Annotated in this window: 6 protein-coding genes; 1 reads left to right on the forward strand and 5 read right to left on the reverse strand. The window is 44.4% G+C overall.

What is annotated here, in order from left to right; all coding sequences use genetic code 11:
• Window positions 1–42: 42 nt before the first annotated feature.
• Window positions 43–3,360 (reverse strand): VCBS repeat-containing protein, encoded by a 3,318-nt coding sequence (locus AC1RNB_RS02710; protein WP_493080489.1) that lies wholly within the window; start codon window positions 3,358–3,360, stop codon window positions 43–45.
• Window positions 3,361–3,553: 193 nt separating this feature from the next.
• Here AC1RNB_RS02710 and AC1RNB_RS02715 point away from each other — a divergent pair, with 193 nt between their 5' ends.
• A complete protein-coding gene (locus AC1RNB_RS02715; RefSeq protein ID WP_493080491.1) occupies window positions 3,554–4,495 on the forward strand; it encodes a GyrI-like domain-containing protein in 942 nt (313 codons plus the stop codon).
• A 187-nt stretch (window positions 4,496–4,682) separates the two neighbouring features.
• Here the strand turns inward: AC1RNB_RS02715 and AC1RNB_RS02720 are convergent, their stop codons facing one another.
• The 4 genes from AC1RNB_RS02720 to AC1RNB_RS02735 all read right to left on the reverse strand — a co-directional run bounded on the left by AC1RNB_RS02720 (window position 4,683) and on the right by AC1RNB_RS02735 (window position 16,224).
• Window positions 4,683–8,012: a VCBS repeat-containing protein gene (locus tag AC1RNB_RS02720; RefSeq protein WP_493080493.1), complete on the reverse strand. Its 3,330-nt coding sequence runs from the start codon at window positions 8,010–8,012 to the stop codon at window positions 4,683–4,685.
• 6 nt (window positions 8,013–8,018) lie between these two features.
• Window positions 8,019–11,369 carry a VCBS repeat-containing protein gene (locus tag AC1RNB_RS02725; RefSeq protein ID WP_493080494.1) on the reverse strand — a complete coding sequence of 1,117 codons (3,351 nt, stop codon included), beginning with the start codon at window positions 11,367–11,369 and terminating at the stop codon, window positions 8,019–8,021.
• Window positions 11,370–11,574: 205 nt separating this feature from the next.
• Window positions 11,575–13,203 (reverse strand): RagB/SusD family nutrient uptake outer membrane protein, encoded by a 1,629-nt coding sequence (locus tag AC1RNB_RS02730; RefSeq protein ID WP_493080495.1) that lies wholly within the window; start codon window positions 13,201–13,203, stop codon window positions 11,575–11,577.
• Window positions 13,204–13,233: 30 nt separating this feature from the next.
• Window positions 13,234–16,224 (reverse strand): SusC/RagA family TonB-linked outer membrane protein, encoded by a 2,991-nt coding sequence (locus tag AC1RNB_RS02735; RefSeq protein ID WP_493080496.1) that lies wholly within the window; start codon window positions 16,222–16,224, stop codon window positions 13,234–13,236.
• Window positions 16,225–16,418: the final 194 nt, after the last annotated feature.

Raw genomic sequence — 16,418 nt, forward strand, 5'->3', positions numbered from 1 at the left:
ATGTTCTCTTCCGTATTGAATGAGGTATGCGCAGTTCTTTTATTACTTTTTGCGAAACAGGTATAACTTGTCATTGTTCATACCTACCAGCACATAACTACCGCCATTGGCCGCATTCACCACAACCGTTGCCCTGGCTTCGCCATTGATGAATAGACCGCTCTGTTTGGGTTTTATGTACGTAAACTGATGTTGTCCATTATTCAGTAGCGTGGTTCCATAACTGGCATCAAAACGGCCTGTCTGTGGTTTGAGTCCATAGAAATTACCTGCCAGGAACAGATCTTTTTTTCCATCGCCATTCAGATCTGTAACCGTGATGCCGAATACAGGCGATAATTGTGCCATTACGGGTAAAACCTGCATGGTGAATGTTCCTGCACCCGCATTCAGAAAAATAGCAGATTGCGACTGCTCTGCCGTTAGTACCGTAGCATGTGTAAGCTGTTCCTTACTCAGGATCTCTTCTATCGGTTTACCTGCATAGGCTTCGTAGCGTAGAAATTTCTTTTTCAATACCGGCAACTGCGATTCCAGTTCATCTTTCAGGTAATAGGGATAGGCTTTGCCATCGGGCTTATAATAAACGGGGATACATTCTGTTTGCCCGTTTTTATCAAAATCATCTACAAATAATTTAGCGGGATGTTGCGGGTCGGCTTTGATATTACTGTTCATGCCCATATTACCCGCCACAATATCCTGCGTGCCATTACCGTCTATATCTGCCACCGTTATACAATTCCACCAACCGGAAGAATGGGGGATGGTTGTTTTCTTTTTGAGTTGTTTATTCTCATAGGCATAGATGGTGAGTGGCATCCACTCGCCGGCCAGTATCAATTCTTTTTTCCCCTTGCCACTGAGATCTGCCCAAACAGCATCGGTTACCATACCTGCCTGCTGCAGTTCAGGTGCCATGGTTGCAGTAACATCGGTATAATTTCCGTTACCCTCGTTATGCAGCAATACACTCGCAGGTGATACGCCATAACTACCCGGTATACTTCTCGCACCTATGAACAGATCAGGTTTTCCATCTGCATCAAAATCGCCCACGCTTACACAGGATGCATTCATCGAAACAGCCGGCCATCCTTTGGCAGAAGAACTGAACTCACCTTTGCCGTTATTGAGGTACAAACGGGTATAGAGATATGGAGATCCAAGCTTGGCTTCGTTTCCGCCGGATGCGGCTACCAGGTCGGCGTCGCCATCTCCATCTGCATCAAAGAAAACGGCAGCCGTTGTTTCGTAATAACTATCGGCCGTGAATATTTTCTGTGTGCGGTTTTCAAACTTTCCGTCTTTGCGCTGGATAAACAGTTTATCCGCATCGCCCGCGGCCGAACCTGCAAAAAAATCTTCCAGTCCATCGCCATTCACATCTGCCACTGCTATACCCGGCCCTTCTGTTGACAGTAATTTTGGGATCAGTCTCTCCACATCAAAATCCACAAAATCGTTTTCCTTGTGCAAAGTGTTTCCCAACAGGTTGGTAGCCGAAATATTTTCGTAAAGTGCCGGTACTATGTTGGGCGATGGTGTTGATAGCAGGGCTTTTTGCTGATCGAGTACCAGCAGGGTATCTATGGTTGGCTCTCTGATCACCTGTATTTTGCGGTTGGGCCAGCTAACCAGCAGGCTATCGATTTTTGTAAACTTACCGAGACCAAATAACAATACCGGTTCTACACCGCTTTGAAAACCGCGGGTGGGTTGCTGCTCCAGCACCTGTTCCTGCCCACCGGCAAAAACAGTTACTCTTGCGCCATACCCCAATGTATTGGGTGCCGTACCGTTTAATTTGATTTTGAGGTAATGATTTTTTTGTTGATCGCCAGCATGGTTCCGGTAAACAGTTGCTTCATCATTGTGGTTATTGATCACGAGGTCCAAATCGCCATCTCCATCCAGATCGGCATAAGCGGCGCCGCTGCTGAAAGTTGGCTTCGTAAAACCCAACTGGGCCGATGCATCTTTGAACTGCAGGTTCTGCTGGTTCAGAAAAGCGAAATTGGGAATGGGAACCGAAGGCATCCTGTTCAGCAGGTCCAGAAAATCAAATCCACCCTGGCGGATGCGGTTCAGGTTTTCCTGGCTGTTAAAATAAGCGAGGAAATCCTGGTTGGTCAGGTCTCTGCGGATACCGTTGCAAACAAAAATATCTTTCCATCCATCATTGTCGAAATCAAAACTGAGGGTTCCCCAACTCCATCCTGTTGCATCTACCCCTGCCAGTTGTGCTATTTCACTGAAGGTTCCATCCTGGTTATTCAGTTGCAGGGTATTGGCAGTGAACTGGTGATGGAGATCCAGTTTATTCCTCGCATTCTGCACATCGTAGCCATCGAATTTAATAGTGGTCTTTAACCGGAAATCATTTTCGGGCAACATTTCTGCGGTAAACAGATCCAGGTAACCATCGTTGTTGATATCGGCCATATCGGTACCCATGGCGCCATTGCTCATATGCCCCATGGCTTTCGTACTCTCCTCTTTAAAAGTACCGTTCCGCTGGTTGATATAGAGATAATCATGCTCAAAAAAATCATTGGCCACATACAGGTCTTCCCAGCCATCATTGTTCAGATCACCAACGGTAACACCCAGTCCGAAGGCGATCTCTGAACCATATATCCCGGCCTGCTCACTAACATCGGTAAATTTGCCGCTATCATTTCTGTATAAATGATCTCCATCAACCGCATCGCGGATATATCGGATATCACTTTTGTATCCAAAGTTGTCAATCGATTTGGGGCTGTTATTCAGCACAAAACAATCCAGATCGCCATCATGATCATAATCAAAAAAGATAGCCTGGGTAGAAGCGCCTTTGTCATCCAGCCCGTAGGCTTTGGCTTCTTCTGTAAAGGTTCCGTTTTTCTGGTTGATGTATAATTCATTGGAACGGTCATCTCCCTGCAGGATACCGGCATTACATACATAAATATCCAGCCAGCCATCTGCATTGATATCTACCATGGATACACCGGTATGCCATTTGTGCTGACTGGTGATTTTCGCTTTAGCCGTAATATCCTCGAAAGAAAAGTTTCCTTTATTCAGGTATAAAGTATTCGCGCCCTGGTTGGAGGTGAAAAAAACATCGGGTTTCCCGTCGTTATTGATATCACCAATAGCTACCCCGCCCCCATTGTAAAAATTATGGTAGTTCAGGATATTCATTTCCTTGGTATCATTTACCATATTGGCAAAAGAAATCCCGGTTTGTGAAGCCGGCAGTAATTCAAACAGGCTGTTTTTGGCCGATGCCTGCTCTGAACGGGAGCAGGAAGCCAGCATACAGAGACAAACCCCGGTACAGATGAATACAGCAAAGGAACGATCGAACATAGGCTTTTGCATCATTAACAATCAGCTGAAATAACACAGCAAATTAGCCCTTTTATGATCGCAGTCAAAAAGAGAATATGACCGGCGGTATTGTTTAATTTTAGGAAATCGTTAATAGCAGGAAAGCTTACCAATCGGCGGTTTCTGGCGCAGATTCCCTTATTTTGCAGTGCTATAAATTATACTGCTGTATATGAAGAAACTGTTGCTTATTCTCTTAGTGGTTCTGGCCCTTTTTACTTCATCCCTTTACCTGTTTATTCCCGGCAAAATCATCATAGACTGTTCCGTAGCTGTTAAAACAACGGATGTGGGTACCGAGCGCTTTCTGATAGACGAGACCAAATGGCCGCTCTGGTGGAACTATGGCACAAACGGAGACCGCCAGGCTGGACCTGTTTTTACCCATAACGGCTATTCCTTTGAGCCAACGGGCCAATTTTATAAATCAGTGGATATTGTTATCAGTAAAGAAAAGCGGCGTCTGCTTTCCAAACTGATGATCATTTCCCTGGCGGTAGATTCTACCAGCCTGCAATGGAAAGCTGAATTCATCACCAGCCGAAACCCTTTTATCCGTATAACTGATTACCTGGAAGCCAAACAGATCAAAAAGGACATGAATGAGATCCTGGGTCGTATGAAAGATTTTCTGTCTGAACCCTATAATATTTACGGCATCCATATTGAGCGTAACCGTTTAAGGGATACCCTCTATGTCAGTTCCAAACAGATGCTGCCTGCAAACCCATCGGTAAAAGAAATTTATCAACTGATCGATAAGATCAAGACCTATATCAAACAGAATGGAACTGAACCCAGCGGAAGCCCCATCTATAATGCTACCCGTATGGACGAAGGCCGTTACCAGTTAATGGCGGCTGTACCTGTAAACAAACACCTTCCCGAAACCGCCGTCTTCTCTATGAAATATATGGTGAAAGGTAGTTTTATGATTACTGAAGTGGCGGGTGGAGACAGCACTATCAACCAGGCCTCTAAAAATATGCAGCAATATTTCCAGGACTACCGGAAAACATCCATGGCCATGAATTTTACCATGCTCGTTACCGACCGGATCCTGCAGCCTGATAGCAGTAAGTGGGTTACGAAATTGTGTATGCCGGTGTACTAGTGAATGGGCAATGGTGAATCGTCAGTCGTGAATCGTGAGTGGTGAGGGGTGAGTAGTGAGTAGTGAGTGATGGTTATTTTGATATGTAAGTTTCCAATATCGGTAACTTGCACAACGCAGACTACTTTTGACTTTTGACTTTTGACTTTTGACGACTGACGACTGACGATTGACGATTGACGCCCCTTCATTTTTCATCCGCAAACGCGATCACTACCGCAGCATCATTATTCCTGGCCACCACAAACGCCTCTTTCCCGTTGATCCGGATCTTTTTGATATGTCTTGCCTCTCCCTTTATCTGTAAGCCATTGATATTTTCGGCAGTGAAGTTTCCTTTGCCCTTATTTAACAGGATAGTGCCGAAATCGGCATCGTATCTGCCCATCTGGATATTGTTCTTGTAATAATTGCCAACGAGCAGAATATCCGGCAGGTTATCCTTATTGGCATCGATCACTACCGCATCGCGTAAGGAGCTCAGCTGTGCCTGCCAGGGTAAAGCCTGCGCCGTGAATTTCATTTTGCCATTGTTGATGAGTAGGGCATTGGAAAAATAATCGGCCTGTAATATTTCGGATGCGCTTAGCTTTTCTTTGGTGAAGATCTTTTCCAGATCCGCTTTGGCAAAATCTTCGGCGTACAGGAATTTCTTTTTCAGCATGGGAATCTGTTTCTGCAATTCATCCTTATTGGCAAAAGACAGTTCGCGGCCATTCAGAAAATAAGTAAGCACCTGCTCTTTGCGGCCATTGGCATCAAAATCGTTATAGTATAATTTTACCGGTTCTTTCTCCGTGGCCTGCAAACGGCTGTTGAGGCCGAGGTTACCCGCAATGAGATCTATATCACCATCGTTATCAATATCTACGGGCAATACAAAGTTCCACCAGCCTTTTTTTTCTGTGAGGGTTGATTTTGTAAAATTCCCCTTGTTGTTCATGAAAGCATAGATCCCATTCCATTCGGTAGTGATCAGCAGGTCCTGGTCTCCATCTTTATCTATATCAAACCAGCTGGCCTCTGTAATCATTCCCGGTTCCATCAGCTCTTTGGCACGTGTTGCTGTTACATCTGTGAAATGTCCTTTACCATCATTCTGCAATAAATAGGAACGGGGTATTTTGCCATACTCGCCCGGAACGGACCTTGCGGCGATAAACAGATCGGGTGCGCCATCTCCGTTAAAATCGCTGGCACTAACCGATGAGGCGTTCGCAAAAATATTGTCAAAAGCATGTTCCTGTTTACCCAATCCGCCTTTCCCGTTATTGAGGTAGAGCCTTGGCTGCTGATGTGGGTCGGGACCAAAAAATTCGTTACCACCACTCACTACCACCAGGTCTGCAAATCCGTCTTTGTTTACATCTGTCCACAAAGCATCTATATCTTCTGCTGCGCTATCTGCAACCAGGGCAGGTTGTATACTTCTGGTGAAGGTACCCGTTGCTGTTTGCAGAAAGAGGGCATTTTGTTTATCTCTGGCGGCACCGATGAATACATCTTCGCGTCCGTCCCGGTTCAGATCTCCTACGGCCAATGCCGGACCTTCGGTAGAAACCATATGCGGCATCAGTGGTTCGCGGTCAAACTCGGCAAATACATTCTCGTTATGTGTATAAGAAAGCGTTGTGGCTGCCGTAATATCTTTCATGGGCCTGGTTGGCTCAGGCCAATGCCCCCTGATTTTTTGATAATCAAATGCCGGTAATCCTTTCTGATACCGGAAACTTAGTTGGGATTGTTTACTGTTGAGCTGAACGGGTTGAAAGGTATTATCCGGCCAGATCAGAAAAGCAGAATCAATTGTTGTCTGGTCTATCCCGATATGCAGCGGCGTTTCCATACTGGATTGGAAACCGTGTACAGGATATTTCTCATACGTACGGATGCCTCCATTGGCAAACAGTACCAGTTTGGCACCAATGGCTTGTGTGTTTTTTTCAGGGCCCTTCAGCGTAACCGATACAAAGGCTTTCTCTTTTTTATCATTGCTCGTATTCTTATACAACATGGCCGCTTCGTCGATATTGTTGACCACAATATCCAGATCGCCATCATTGTCAAAGTCGGCATATACGGCGCCGTTGGAGAATGTGGGTTTATCGTTGCTGATCTGCTCTCCTATATCACTAAAGCGGAGGTTACCGGTATTCCTGTACAGTTTATTAGGAATCTTGATTTCGGGAAAGGTATTCACCAGCGCCATATCTTTCTCCTCCATTTTATTGCTGGAGATCTTACGCTGGATCTCATCGTTGGATACAAAGTTCACATAGTCCATGTCGTTCATCCTTTTGGGGATGCCGTTGGAAATGAAGAGGTCTTTTAAACCATCATTATCAAAATCCATCCACAAAGCGGCCCAGCTCCAGTCGGTGGCATAAATGCCGGCATACAGCCCTACTTCACTGAACATACCGTTGCGGCGGTTCAGCTGCAGGTTATTACGTGTGTACTGGTGCTGGTAACCGGCATTGATCTTATACTGGAAAATATCATACTCATCTTCTCCCAAGGAACGTTTTAAAATATAGGGATCTGAAGGAAGCATATCCATCGATACTACTTCCGGGTAACCATCGTTGTTTACATCTGCTATATCCACGCCCATCGAATACTGGCTGGTATGCATCATATGTTCCGTGATCTCTTCTTTGAAGGTTCCGTTTTTCTGGTTGATGTAGAAATAATCATTTTCATGAAAATCATTTCCCATATACAGATCGGGGTAACCATCCAGGTTCAGGTCTGCAACGGCGATACCCAGTCCATAACTGATGGCAGAACTATTGATCTGCGAAGCTTTGGTAATATCGGTAAAGATCATTCCATCATTACGAAAAAGCCTGTCGCCGGAAAGCGGATGATAGGTGCCGATAAAATCTTTTCTTGGCGAGAAGGACCCATTGCGATGCACGGAATGATTGAGCAGAAAACAATCCAGGTCTCCATCCAGGTCGTAATCTACAAATACGGCCTGTGTGGTAAAGCCGGAGAAATCAAGGCCATAACTTTTGGCTTCATCTTTGAAGGTAGGGATCCCATTTTTCCCGATGCCCTGGTTTACGAGCAACTGGTTGCGGCCATGCAGGGTTTCAAATTCGCCTACACGACAAACATAAATATCCAATAATCCATCATGATTGATATCTACTACAGATACACCGGTTGACCAGGCCCCATCCTGCGGAATAGTTGCGTCTGCGGTAACATCTGTAAATTGCAACCCCTTTTTATTCAGGTATAATTTATTATCGCCCTGGTTGGCGCTCAGGAAGAGATCTATCCATCCATCATTGTTAAAATCACCGGCAGCAGCACCTGCTCCGTTATAGAAATACATGTATTTGAACATGTTGAACTCCTGCGTAGGTTTCAGTTTATTGGCAAATAACAAACCTGTTTTACTGCTGTCCAGAATCTCAAACATAGGTGGTAACTGAACCTTCTGCTCTCGGCAGGAAGCCAGCACCACTAAAACCAATAACAGGGATTGTTTAACCCGATCCATCATACACATTTATTTCTTTGTTTTGGGTAAGACAGTGGCAGCATTTATTGATACAGCCGGTTTAAATAATACCGGGCTCATATTATTACGCAGGAATAAGAGTTGTTTACCAGCAGCCGTTCTGATCTCTTTGATATCGCGTACCTGTCCGTTCACTTCCACACCAGACTCCTGTGCATCGAGCAAACGGAAATTGCCCGCACCCAGGTTCATCATCACGGCACCGCGCCCGGCATCTAATCTTTCAAACTGCGGTAACAGGCCATATTCATTTCCACCCAAGACCAGGTCGGGCTGGCCATTGTTATCGAGGTCAGTGATCTGCACGGCATTCACAGAAGATAACTGCACCATAGCAGGCATTTTCTGAATCCTGAATTTTCCATCTCCTTCATTGATCGCTATTATCGAAGCACAGTAATTGAATTCTTTGATTTTGCAGGTTTTGATGATCTCGGCCGGGAAGAGTTCCTGTATGGGTTTATTGGCATAGTCGCGGTGTTTCAGGTTCTTTTTCTTGAGTGAGGGAACCTGGTCTTCCATTTCATGTTTCATAAATACCGGCATATCTTTTCCGTTGATCACACTCGTAAGTACCCGGTCTCTCGCCTGGTTCTGGTCAAAATCATTCAGCCATAATTTAACCGGGTGTTCCTTATCGGGATGGAGATAAAAATTCTCACCGATATTGCCTATTACCAGATCATTTTTGCCATCTCCATTCAGATCAGCCACCGAAACGGTTTGCCACCAGCCCAGCAGTTCCTGCAGATTGGTTTTGATCTCTTCAAAATGATCTTTGTTGAAACGGAAGATCCGGGTAGCCATCCATTCACCCGTAATGATGAGTTCTTTTTTGGCATCACCGGTGAGGTCTGCCCAAACAGCACCGGTAACCATTCCGATATTGGCAATATCCGGATTTTTTGCTGGCGCTATATCTGTAAAGTGCCCCTTACCATCATTTATAAAAAGATAACTGGAAGGATCTACTCCGTAATTGCGCGGATTGCTGCGGCCACCTACAAACAGATCGGGAAATCCATCCTGGTTAAAATCTTCCGCAATCGCTACACCGATATTCATCCCTGTATTGGGGAAGGCGGTTACATCAATACTGAAATTTCCTTTTCCGTCGTTCTTGTATAAACGCAACTGCATCTGCCTGCTATCGGGTTTATTGTTATTGCCACCCGGACAAACCAGCAGGTCGGCATCATTGTCTTTGTCTGCGTCAAAAAAATGCACGGCCACATCTTCAAAATCCTTGAACTGTTCAAAAACCGGCTGTAACGATTTTACAAAACCGCCATTTTTATTCTGGATGTATAGTTTACCCCAGTGTCCGGCTGTTCCACCGATATACAGATCTTCCAACCCATCTCCATTCACATCTGCCGTAGCCGCTTTCGGTCCTTCGCGCGAGATCATTTTAGGAAGGTTGCGCTCGTAATAAAAATCAATATTGTCGTCTTCTATATGTTGTTCAAATGCGGTACTGACAGAATCCAGCATCGCTTTTATCACAGGTTTCTGCGGCGCACGCGGCTGTGATTTCATGGCTGTCTGTTTCAGCAGATGTAATGTATCAACAGCCGGTTTATCCAAGCGTGAAACAGTCAGATCTGGCCAGGTAATGATCATCGAATCAATCAGGGCGTTGGTTCCCAGTCCGATCACCAGTTTATAATCCATGGATGATTGAAAACCTCTGCTGGGAACCTGTTCGCGGGTAATGATCTCATTACCCCTATACAGATCTATTTTGGTTCCGATCGCAAAGGTATTTTTTTCCTTACCCTGTAATTGTACACTGATATAATGGTGCTTGTTGATCTGCCGGCTGTTATTCCGGTACACAAAAGAGGGCTGATTTTCATTGTTAACTACCAGGTCAAGATCACCATCATTATCCAGGTCGCCATAAGCGGCGCCGTTGGAGAATGTAGGTTTTTCAAAACCCCATGCCAGCGCCATATCCTTGAAACGTAGATCTTTCTGGTTATGATACGCTTTGTTCACCAGCGGATTCTGCGGAATATGTTTCAGCACTTCGTCCACATCCTGTTTCTGTCCGGTGAGCACCATTTTCTGGATAACATCATTGGCAAAGAATTCAATAAAGTCAAGATCGGTTACATCCCGGTTCACGCCATTACAGACATAGATATCATTGTATCCATCATTATCCATATCAAACATCAATGCACCCCAGCTCCAGTCTGAAGCAGAAACACCGCTGTAATTACCCGACTCAATAAACTTTCCTTTTTTGTTATTGATCTGCAGACAGTTTTTTACATACTGGTAATAAAAGCCTGTTTTGAGTTTGGTATTAAAGAGATCGATATTATCGAATGCCCCGGTGGTTTTCAGGCGATAGTCATCATCGGGTAACATGTCTGTGTTAAAGATATCGGGCAAACCATCGTTATTGATATCTGCGAGGTCAGAACCCATCGAAGAAAAACTGGTATGATCAAAACGTTCTTCAAACTCATCCTTAAAGCTGCCGTTACGCTGGTTCACATACAGGTAATCGCGTTCATAAGAATCGTTCGAAACATAAATATCAGGATATCCATCGTTGTTAATATCTCCTACCGATACGCCTAAGCCAAAACTGATCAGGCTGCTGTGAATACCCGATACGCTGGTTACGTCTGTAAAGTGGTTATTATCGTTTCTGTACAGATGGTTACCACCTCCTTTTAAGAATTCGGCCACGTTCCATTTGTTATCGGGCAGGTCGCGGTTATTGTTATAACCCAGCTGGTTTACCGGTATCGGACTATTATCGATCATAAAACAATCCAGGTCACCATCCAGATCATAGTCGAAGAAAGATACCTGTGTAGAATATCCTTTGTGATTCAATCCATAGGCAGCAGCTGACTCGGTAAAGGTAAGATCGTGGTTATTGATGTATAATTTGTTCAAACGATGTCCGGTAGACATATGCCCCGAATTACATACATATATATCCAGCCAGCCATCGTTGTTGATATCTACAAACACCACACCGGTGCTCCACATACTGTCCTGTTTGAAGCCGGCTTTCTGTGTGATATCTTCGAAATGAAACTCACCTTTATTCAGGTACATTTTGTTCTCCCCCATATTAGATGTGAGGAAAACATCGGCCAGTCCGTCGTTATTGATATCTCCTAATGCAACGCCTCCCCCATTATAAAAATTACGGAAAAGAAAGCTGTTCTCCTTTTTACCATCAGCTACATCATTCCTGAAGTTGATCCCTGTATTATCCATCAATTCAAACAGTGTCTGTTCTTTCTTTTTGGCACAGGAAACCAGTATCAGCGTCAACAAAACAACCGGCAAAAAATGGGTATGCTTCATTAGAAAACAATTGAAAAAATGATTCTCAGATAAATGATAAAAATAAAGAAAAAGCGACTCAAGTTAATCCATAATCTCTTAACAGCAGGTTATAATGGAGCAATGGAAGATCCCTTGCAGACGGTGTTTGGTGTGCACAAGGTATCCAATAGAAAAAGGCCCCATAAGGAGCCTTTTTCTATTATCGTAAACTTATCAGAATTGATTAGTAACCAGGGTTCTGCTTCAGGTTTGGATTGGCAGCCAAGGCTGAATTCGGAATCGGGAAAATCAGGTTCTTCGCGTCATTAACAGTTTTATACTGCCATGGTTTCAGGTATAAACCGAAACGTTGAAGATCTGTTCTTCTTACACTCTCCCAATACAGTTCACGTCCTCTTTCTGCAATCAGGGTAAGTGGATCGTTCACCAGGTTAGGATTGGCCAAAGTCATGGTAGCGAGTGGCGCTGCACCTCTGGCGGCACGCAGTGTATTTACCAGTGTTAAACCGGCAGCAGCATTACCATTACGGATCTGTGCTTCGGCCACCATCAATACCACATCAGCATAACGGAAGATCATCAGGTCATTACCTGCTGGTCCACCATAATAAGCATAGTCAGGTACATATTTCACTACACGGATACCGGTAACTTCCAGGTTAGAACCTGTTTCGATCATGTTAGCTGCGATATCTTTCACGTAAGCCAATGGCGCACCTTTTCTGTCTTTAGAAGCTTCTCCTTTTTCGTTATACTGCTGGTTTACGAGGAAACCAGGATTGATACCGGAAATGGTTTTGGAATTGTTGTAGTTACGTCCACCAATCCTTCCGTCGAACAGTGTATCTGAAGGACCGTAAGCAGTTGGTGCTCCGGTGGTGTTGAAGGAAGCATAGAAATCACCAATGGTAGAGAATCCGTTCCAACCGGCATTAGGGTTGTTGGGAGTATATGAATTGTAGTGTAAGGTCATATTCCAACGGGCCTGTAAACCAGAGTTATTGGCACCAACACCAGAAGTGTTGTCATAACGGAAGATGGCTTCTTTGGAATTGTCGTTGGTAGGACTGAAGTTATCAAAATAGTTGGTAGCAAAACTGTATTTACCACTGTTGATGATAGCATTTCCCAATGTGATCACCTGGGCCAGATCTGCAGCTGCAAAAGTTGGTGCAGCCCTATTGGCCCATACACCTTTCTGCAGGTAACATTTCATCAGCAAGGTTCTGGCAGCATCAGGGTTAGCTTTCGCACTTCCGTTGCTGGCAGGTAAATTAGGCAAAGCAGCATTCAGTTCAGCAATGATAAAATCAGCTGCAGCTGCACCTGATAAAACGGTAGGCGCTAACAGCAGGTTATCACCCGGGTTCCTGATAGGGAACTGTCCGTACAGGTCAAGCAGGTAATACAGAGAAAGTGCTCTGATAAACTTAGCTTCAGCAGCCTGTGCAGCGCTTGGTCCGTAGCCCAATACGTTAGTGGCATCAAAGTTGATCTTGTTCAATGCATTGAATACGCTGGTAATCTGACCATGGTCTGCATTCCAGGTATGGCTGTGCAATACACGCCATACACCGTTATCATCCCAGTCGCCACCACGGGTAGGAACCAGTGATTCATCGGTTGTATTTTCCATCAGGGAGAATACGAGGTCCTGGCTGGTTAATGGACCACCCAGATCGGCATAAGCAGCAGAAAGCAGGAGACTTACGCCCTCACTTCCCAGTGCTGTAGATACCTGGCCACTGGTAAGCGTACTTCCCAGGTTTTCTTCCAGTTTGGTACAGCCGGCCATTGCAAGAACTGCAACGAAAGGAACTGTAATTTTTTTAATCATATTATATGGTTTCATACTTCTCATTTTTGTTGTTGTGTGGGATGATTATAAAGTAAAATTAAATCCGAAAGAAATGGCTCTTGGTGTTGGATAAGGCACATACTCGATAGACCTTGAAGGGTATGAGTTGTTACTCTTGTCGATGTTCACCTCTGGATCAAATCCTGTGAATTTAGTAATCACGAACAGGTTGCTTCCGGTAATGAATGCAGACAGGTTCTTGATGTATTTACCTTTATTACCAAAGTTGTAACGGGCAGTCAGGTTTCTCAGTTTCAGGTAATCACCTTTTTCGAGGAACCTGGTAGAAGCACCTACGCCACTGGCAATACCTTCAGGAGAGTTGTAAGCAGCCCTGTCAATATTTCTACCCTGTGCAATACCGGCGATATTGGTTACAGCTGTAGCGGTATTGTTGTAGATCAGGAATCCGCTGGCACCACCAAAGTTCACCGTAAAGGTCAATTGCTTGATGCGGACACTTGATCCCAGACCAAACAGGTTATGTGGGTTTGGATCGCCTGCCAGACCTGGATTAGCGCCGATCTGCTGGTTACCACTTGCATCATATCCATTGAATTGTTTCAGATAGAATACGTTGATGGGGTTATTGTTGGTGATCACCTGCGCCAGTGTACCGGATACACCCTGACCGCTGATGAAACCAGTCTGAACCTGCAGATCTAAACCAGTGTTAGGATCTTTAAAGTTCTTAACGTTGTTTTTGTTATAAGCATAGTTGAAGTTCACATCCCATGTAAAGTTGGGCTTATCAACCACGGTAGCACCTAATGCCAATTCAAAACCTGAGTTGATGATATTCGCATCTTTCAGATTTACGAAAGAGATAGAAGATGGAGCCGGCTGGATAGCAGTTGTCTGGAACAGGATATCAGAAGTTTTTCTGGTATAGTAATCCATTGAACCGTAAATCTTACCACCCGCCAGTGTAAATTCAGCACCGAAGTTTAAAGATTTGGTTTTTTCCCATTTCAGATCAGGGTTACCGTTTACTACCTGTGGTGCATTGTTATAAGAGTTCAAAGCGAACTGCTCTTTGGATGAACCGGCAGGATATTCCTGGTTACCAGTGATACCATAAGAAGCACGGAATGCCAGGTTAGCAAACACAGAATTGTTTTTCATGAACGCTTCGTTGCTGGCTACCCATTTCAGACCGGCTGAAGGGAAATAACCGTAACGGTTGTTAGCACCAAACTTACTGGAACCATCTGCTCTCATTGTAACAGTTAACAATAACTTGTCCTGATAGTTCAGTGTAGCCCTTCCGAAATATGACTGCAATTCAGCCTGTGGATTGGCATAAGAGAAGAAAGGGTTTTGTGTTTTGGCATTGGCCATGATCTTGGTGTAAGGAATATTGATCCTGGTTGCCTGATTCAGGTTAGTATTAAAACCGCTGGCAGTAACGCCATTTCCGGAGAAATTGGTTTTAAAATATTCGTAACCGGCCAAGGCATCAATAGAGAAACTCTTGCTGATGTCTGTACGGTAGTTCAAAGTATGTGTGATAGTCTGGCTATTCAGTTTTGCGTTGGCAATACCAGCAAAACCCTGTCCGGATACGCCTGGGATACCCTGTAACCATCCTTCAATGTTCATTTCCCTTGTACCGGTACCGCTATTGATACCAAATAACAGTTTGTAATCGAAATGTTCATTGATTTTGTAAGTAGCGGAGATATTACCCAGGATGGTAAATACGCTACTCAGGTCAGAATATGCATCCTGGAAAGCTCTTGGGTTACCGGAACCATTGGTTGGGAAATTAGCCAAACCAGCCGGATCAGATAAAGGTTGTGTGGGGTTCCAGCTAAGTGCTGAAGAAATAATATTACCTGTAGAACCGGCAGTATTAGATACGCTGGTCAGGGTTTCGGCATAGTTACCGGCAATCAGACCGAAATCGAGGGTCAGTCGTTTATCGAGGAACTTGTAGGTACCGCCGATAGTAGCGAGATATTTGTCGAGGGCTGATTTTTTCAAAAAGCCTTTGTTATTGGATGCGAGGATAGAAGCACGTACACGTCCCTGCTCATTTCCACCACTTAAGGCCAATGAGTAATTCTGAGAGAAGGTGCTCTGTGTCAGGTCTTTCATGGCATCAACCGATTGGCCGCCATCGTAAGAAGCCGGCTGGTTGTATTTTTTCAACGCGGCTCTGTATTCAGTTGCATCCAGAATTTCGAATTTCTTCATGAAACCGATGTTAGAACCATAGTTGATACCTACATCTACCTTCATGGCACCGGCAGTTGCTTTTTTGGTAGTGATCACGATCACACCATTAGCACCACGAGAACCGTAGATAGCTGCAGAAGACGCATCTTTTAATACATCGATCTGTGCGATACTGTTTGGATCAATGTACAACAGTGGGTTTGAGTTAGGGTTGCTACCAAAAGCATTACCCAGGTTTGGACGGGCAGTACCACCATCCAAAGGAACTCCGTCTACAACATATAACGGGTTGTTGTTGGAACGGATAGAAGAGGTACCCCTGATCTGGATAGTAGAAGCAGCACCAGGCTGACCATTGATGTTGGTAACTTCCAGACCGGCTACTTTATTCTGCAGCAATTGGTCAGGAGCGTTGATCACACCCTGGTTAAAGTTTTTTGCCTGCACCGATACAACAGAACCGGTCAGGTCTTTTTTCTTGGCAGTACCATAACCGATCACCACAACTTCGTTGAGCTGGTCGTTGGTAGCTGATAAGGTAACATCCACAGAGGTTCTGCTCTGGATATTCACTTCCTGGTTTCCAAAACCGATGGAAGAGATCACCAAAGTGGTGGCTGACGATGGAACTGTAATCTTAAAAGTACCGTCTGTACCTGTTTGGGTACCCGTTTTCGTTCCTTTTACAACTACAGAAGCACCTACCAAAGGAGATCCATCCTTTGCGTCAGTTACTTTACCTGAAATGGTTTTGTTTTGGGCTTGTGCGGAGATGACGAACAAGCAAGCAAATAAACCCATGAGTATGGGTCTGACAAGCTTCGAAAAATTCATAAATGGCAGTTTATTGGTTATTAAGCGTGTACAAAATACACATTTTTATTTCTAAAAAAATTATTTGTTAATTTTTTTTTGATTTTTTCCGGAAACCATTACAACAAACCGGAATAAATCTATTGGCTATGATAGACCGGGGTACCCGTATAAACGATGCATCAATGATAATATTATTCTAGGGGTAACCGGTT

Source organism: Sediminibacterium sp. GW821-FHT12F12, assembly GCF_058806635.1.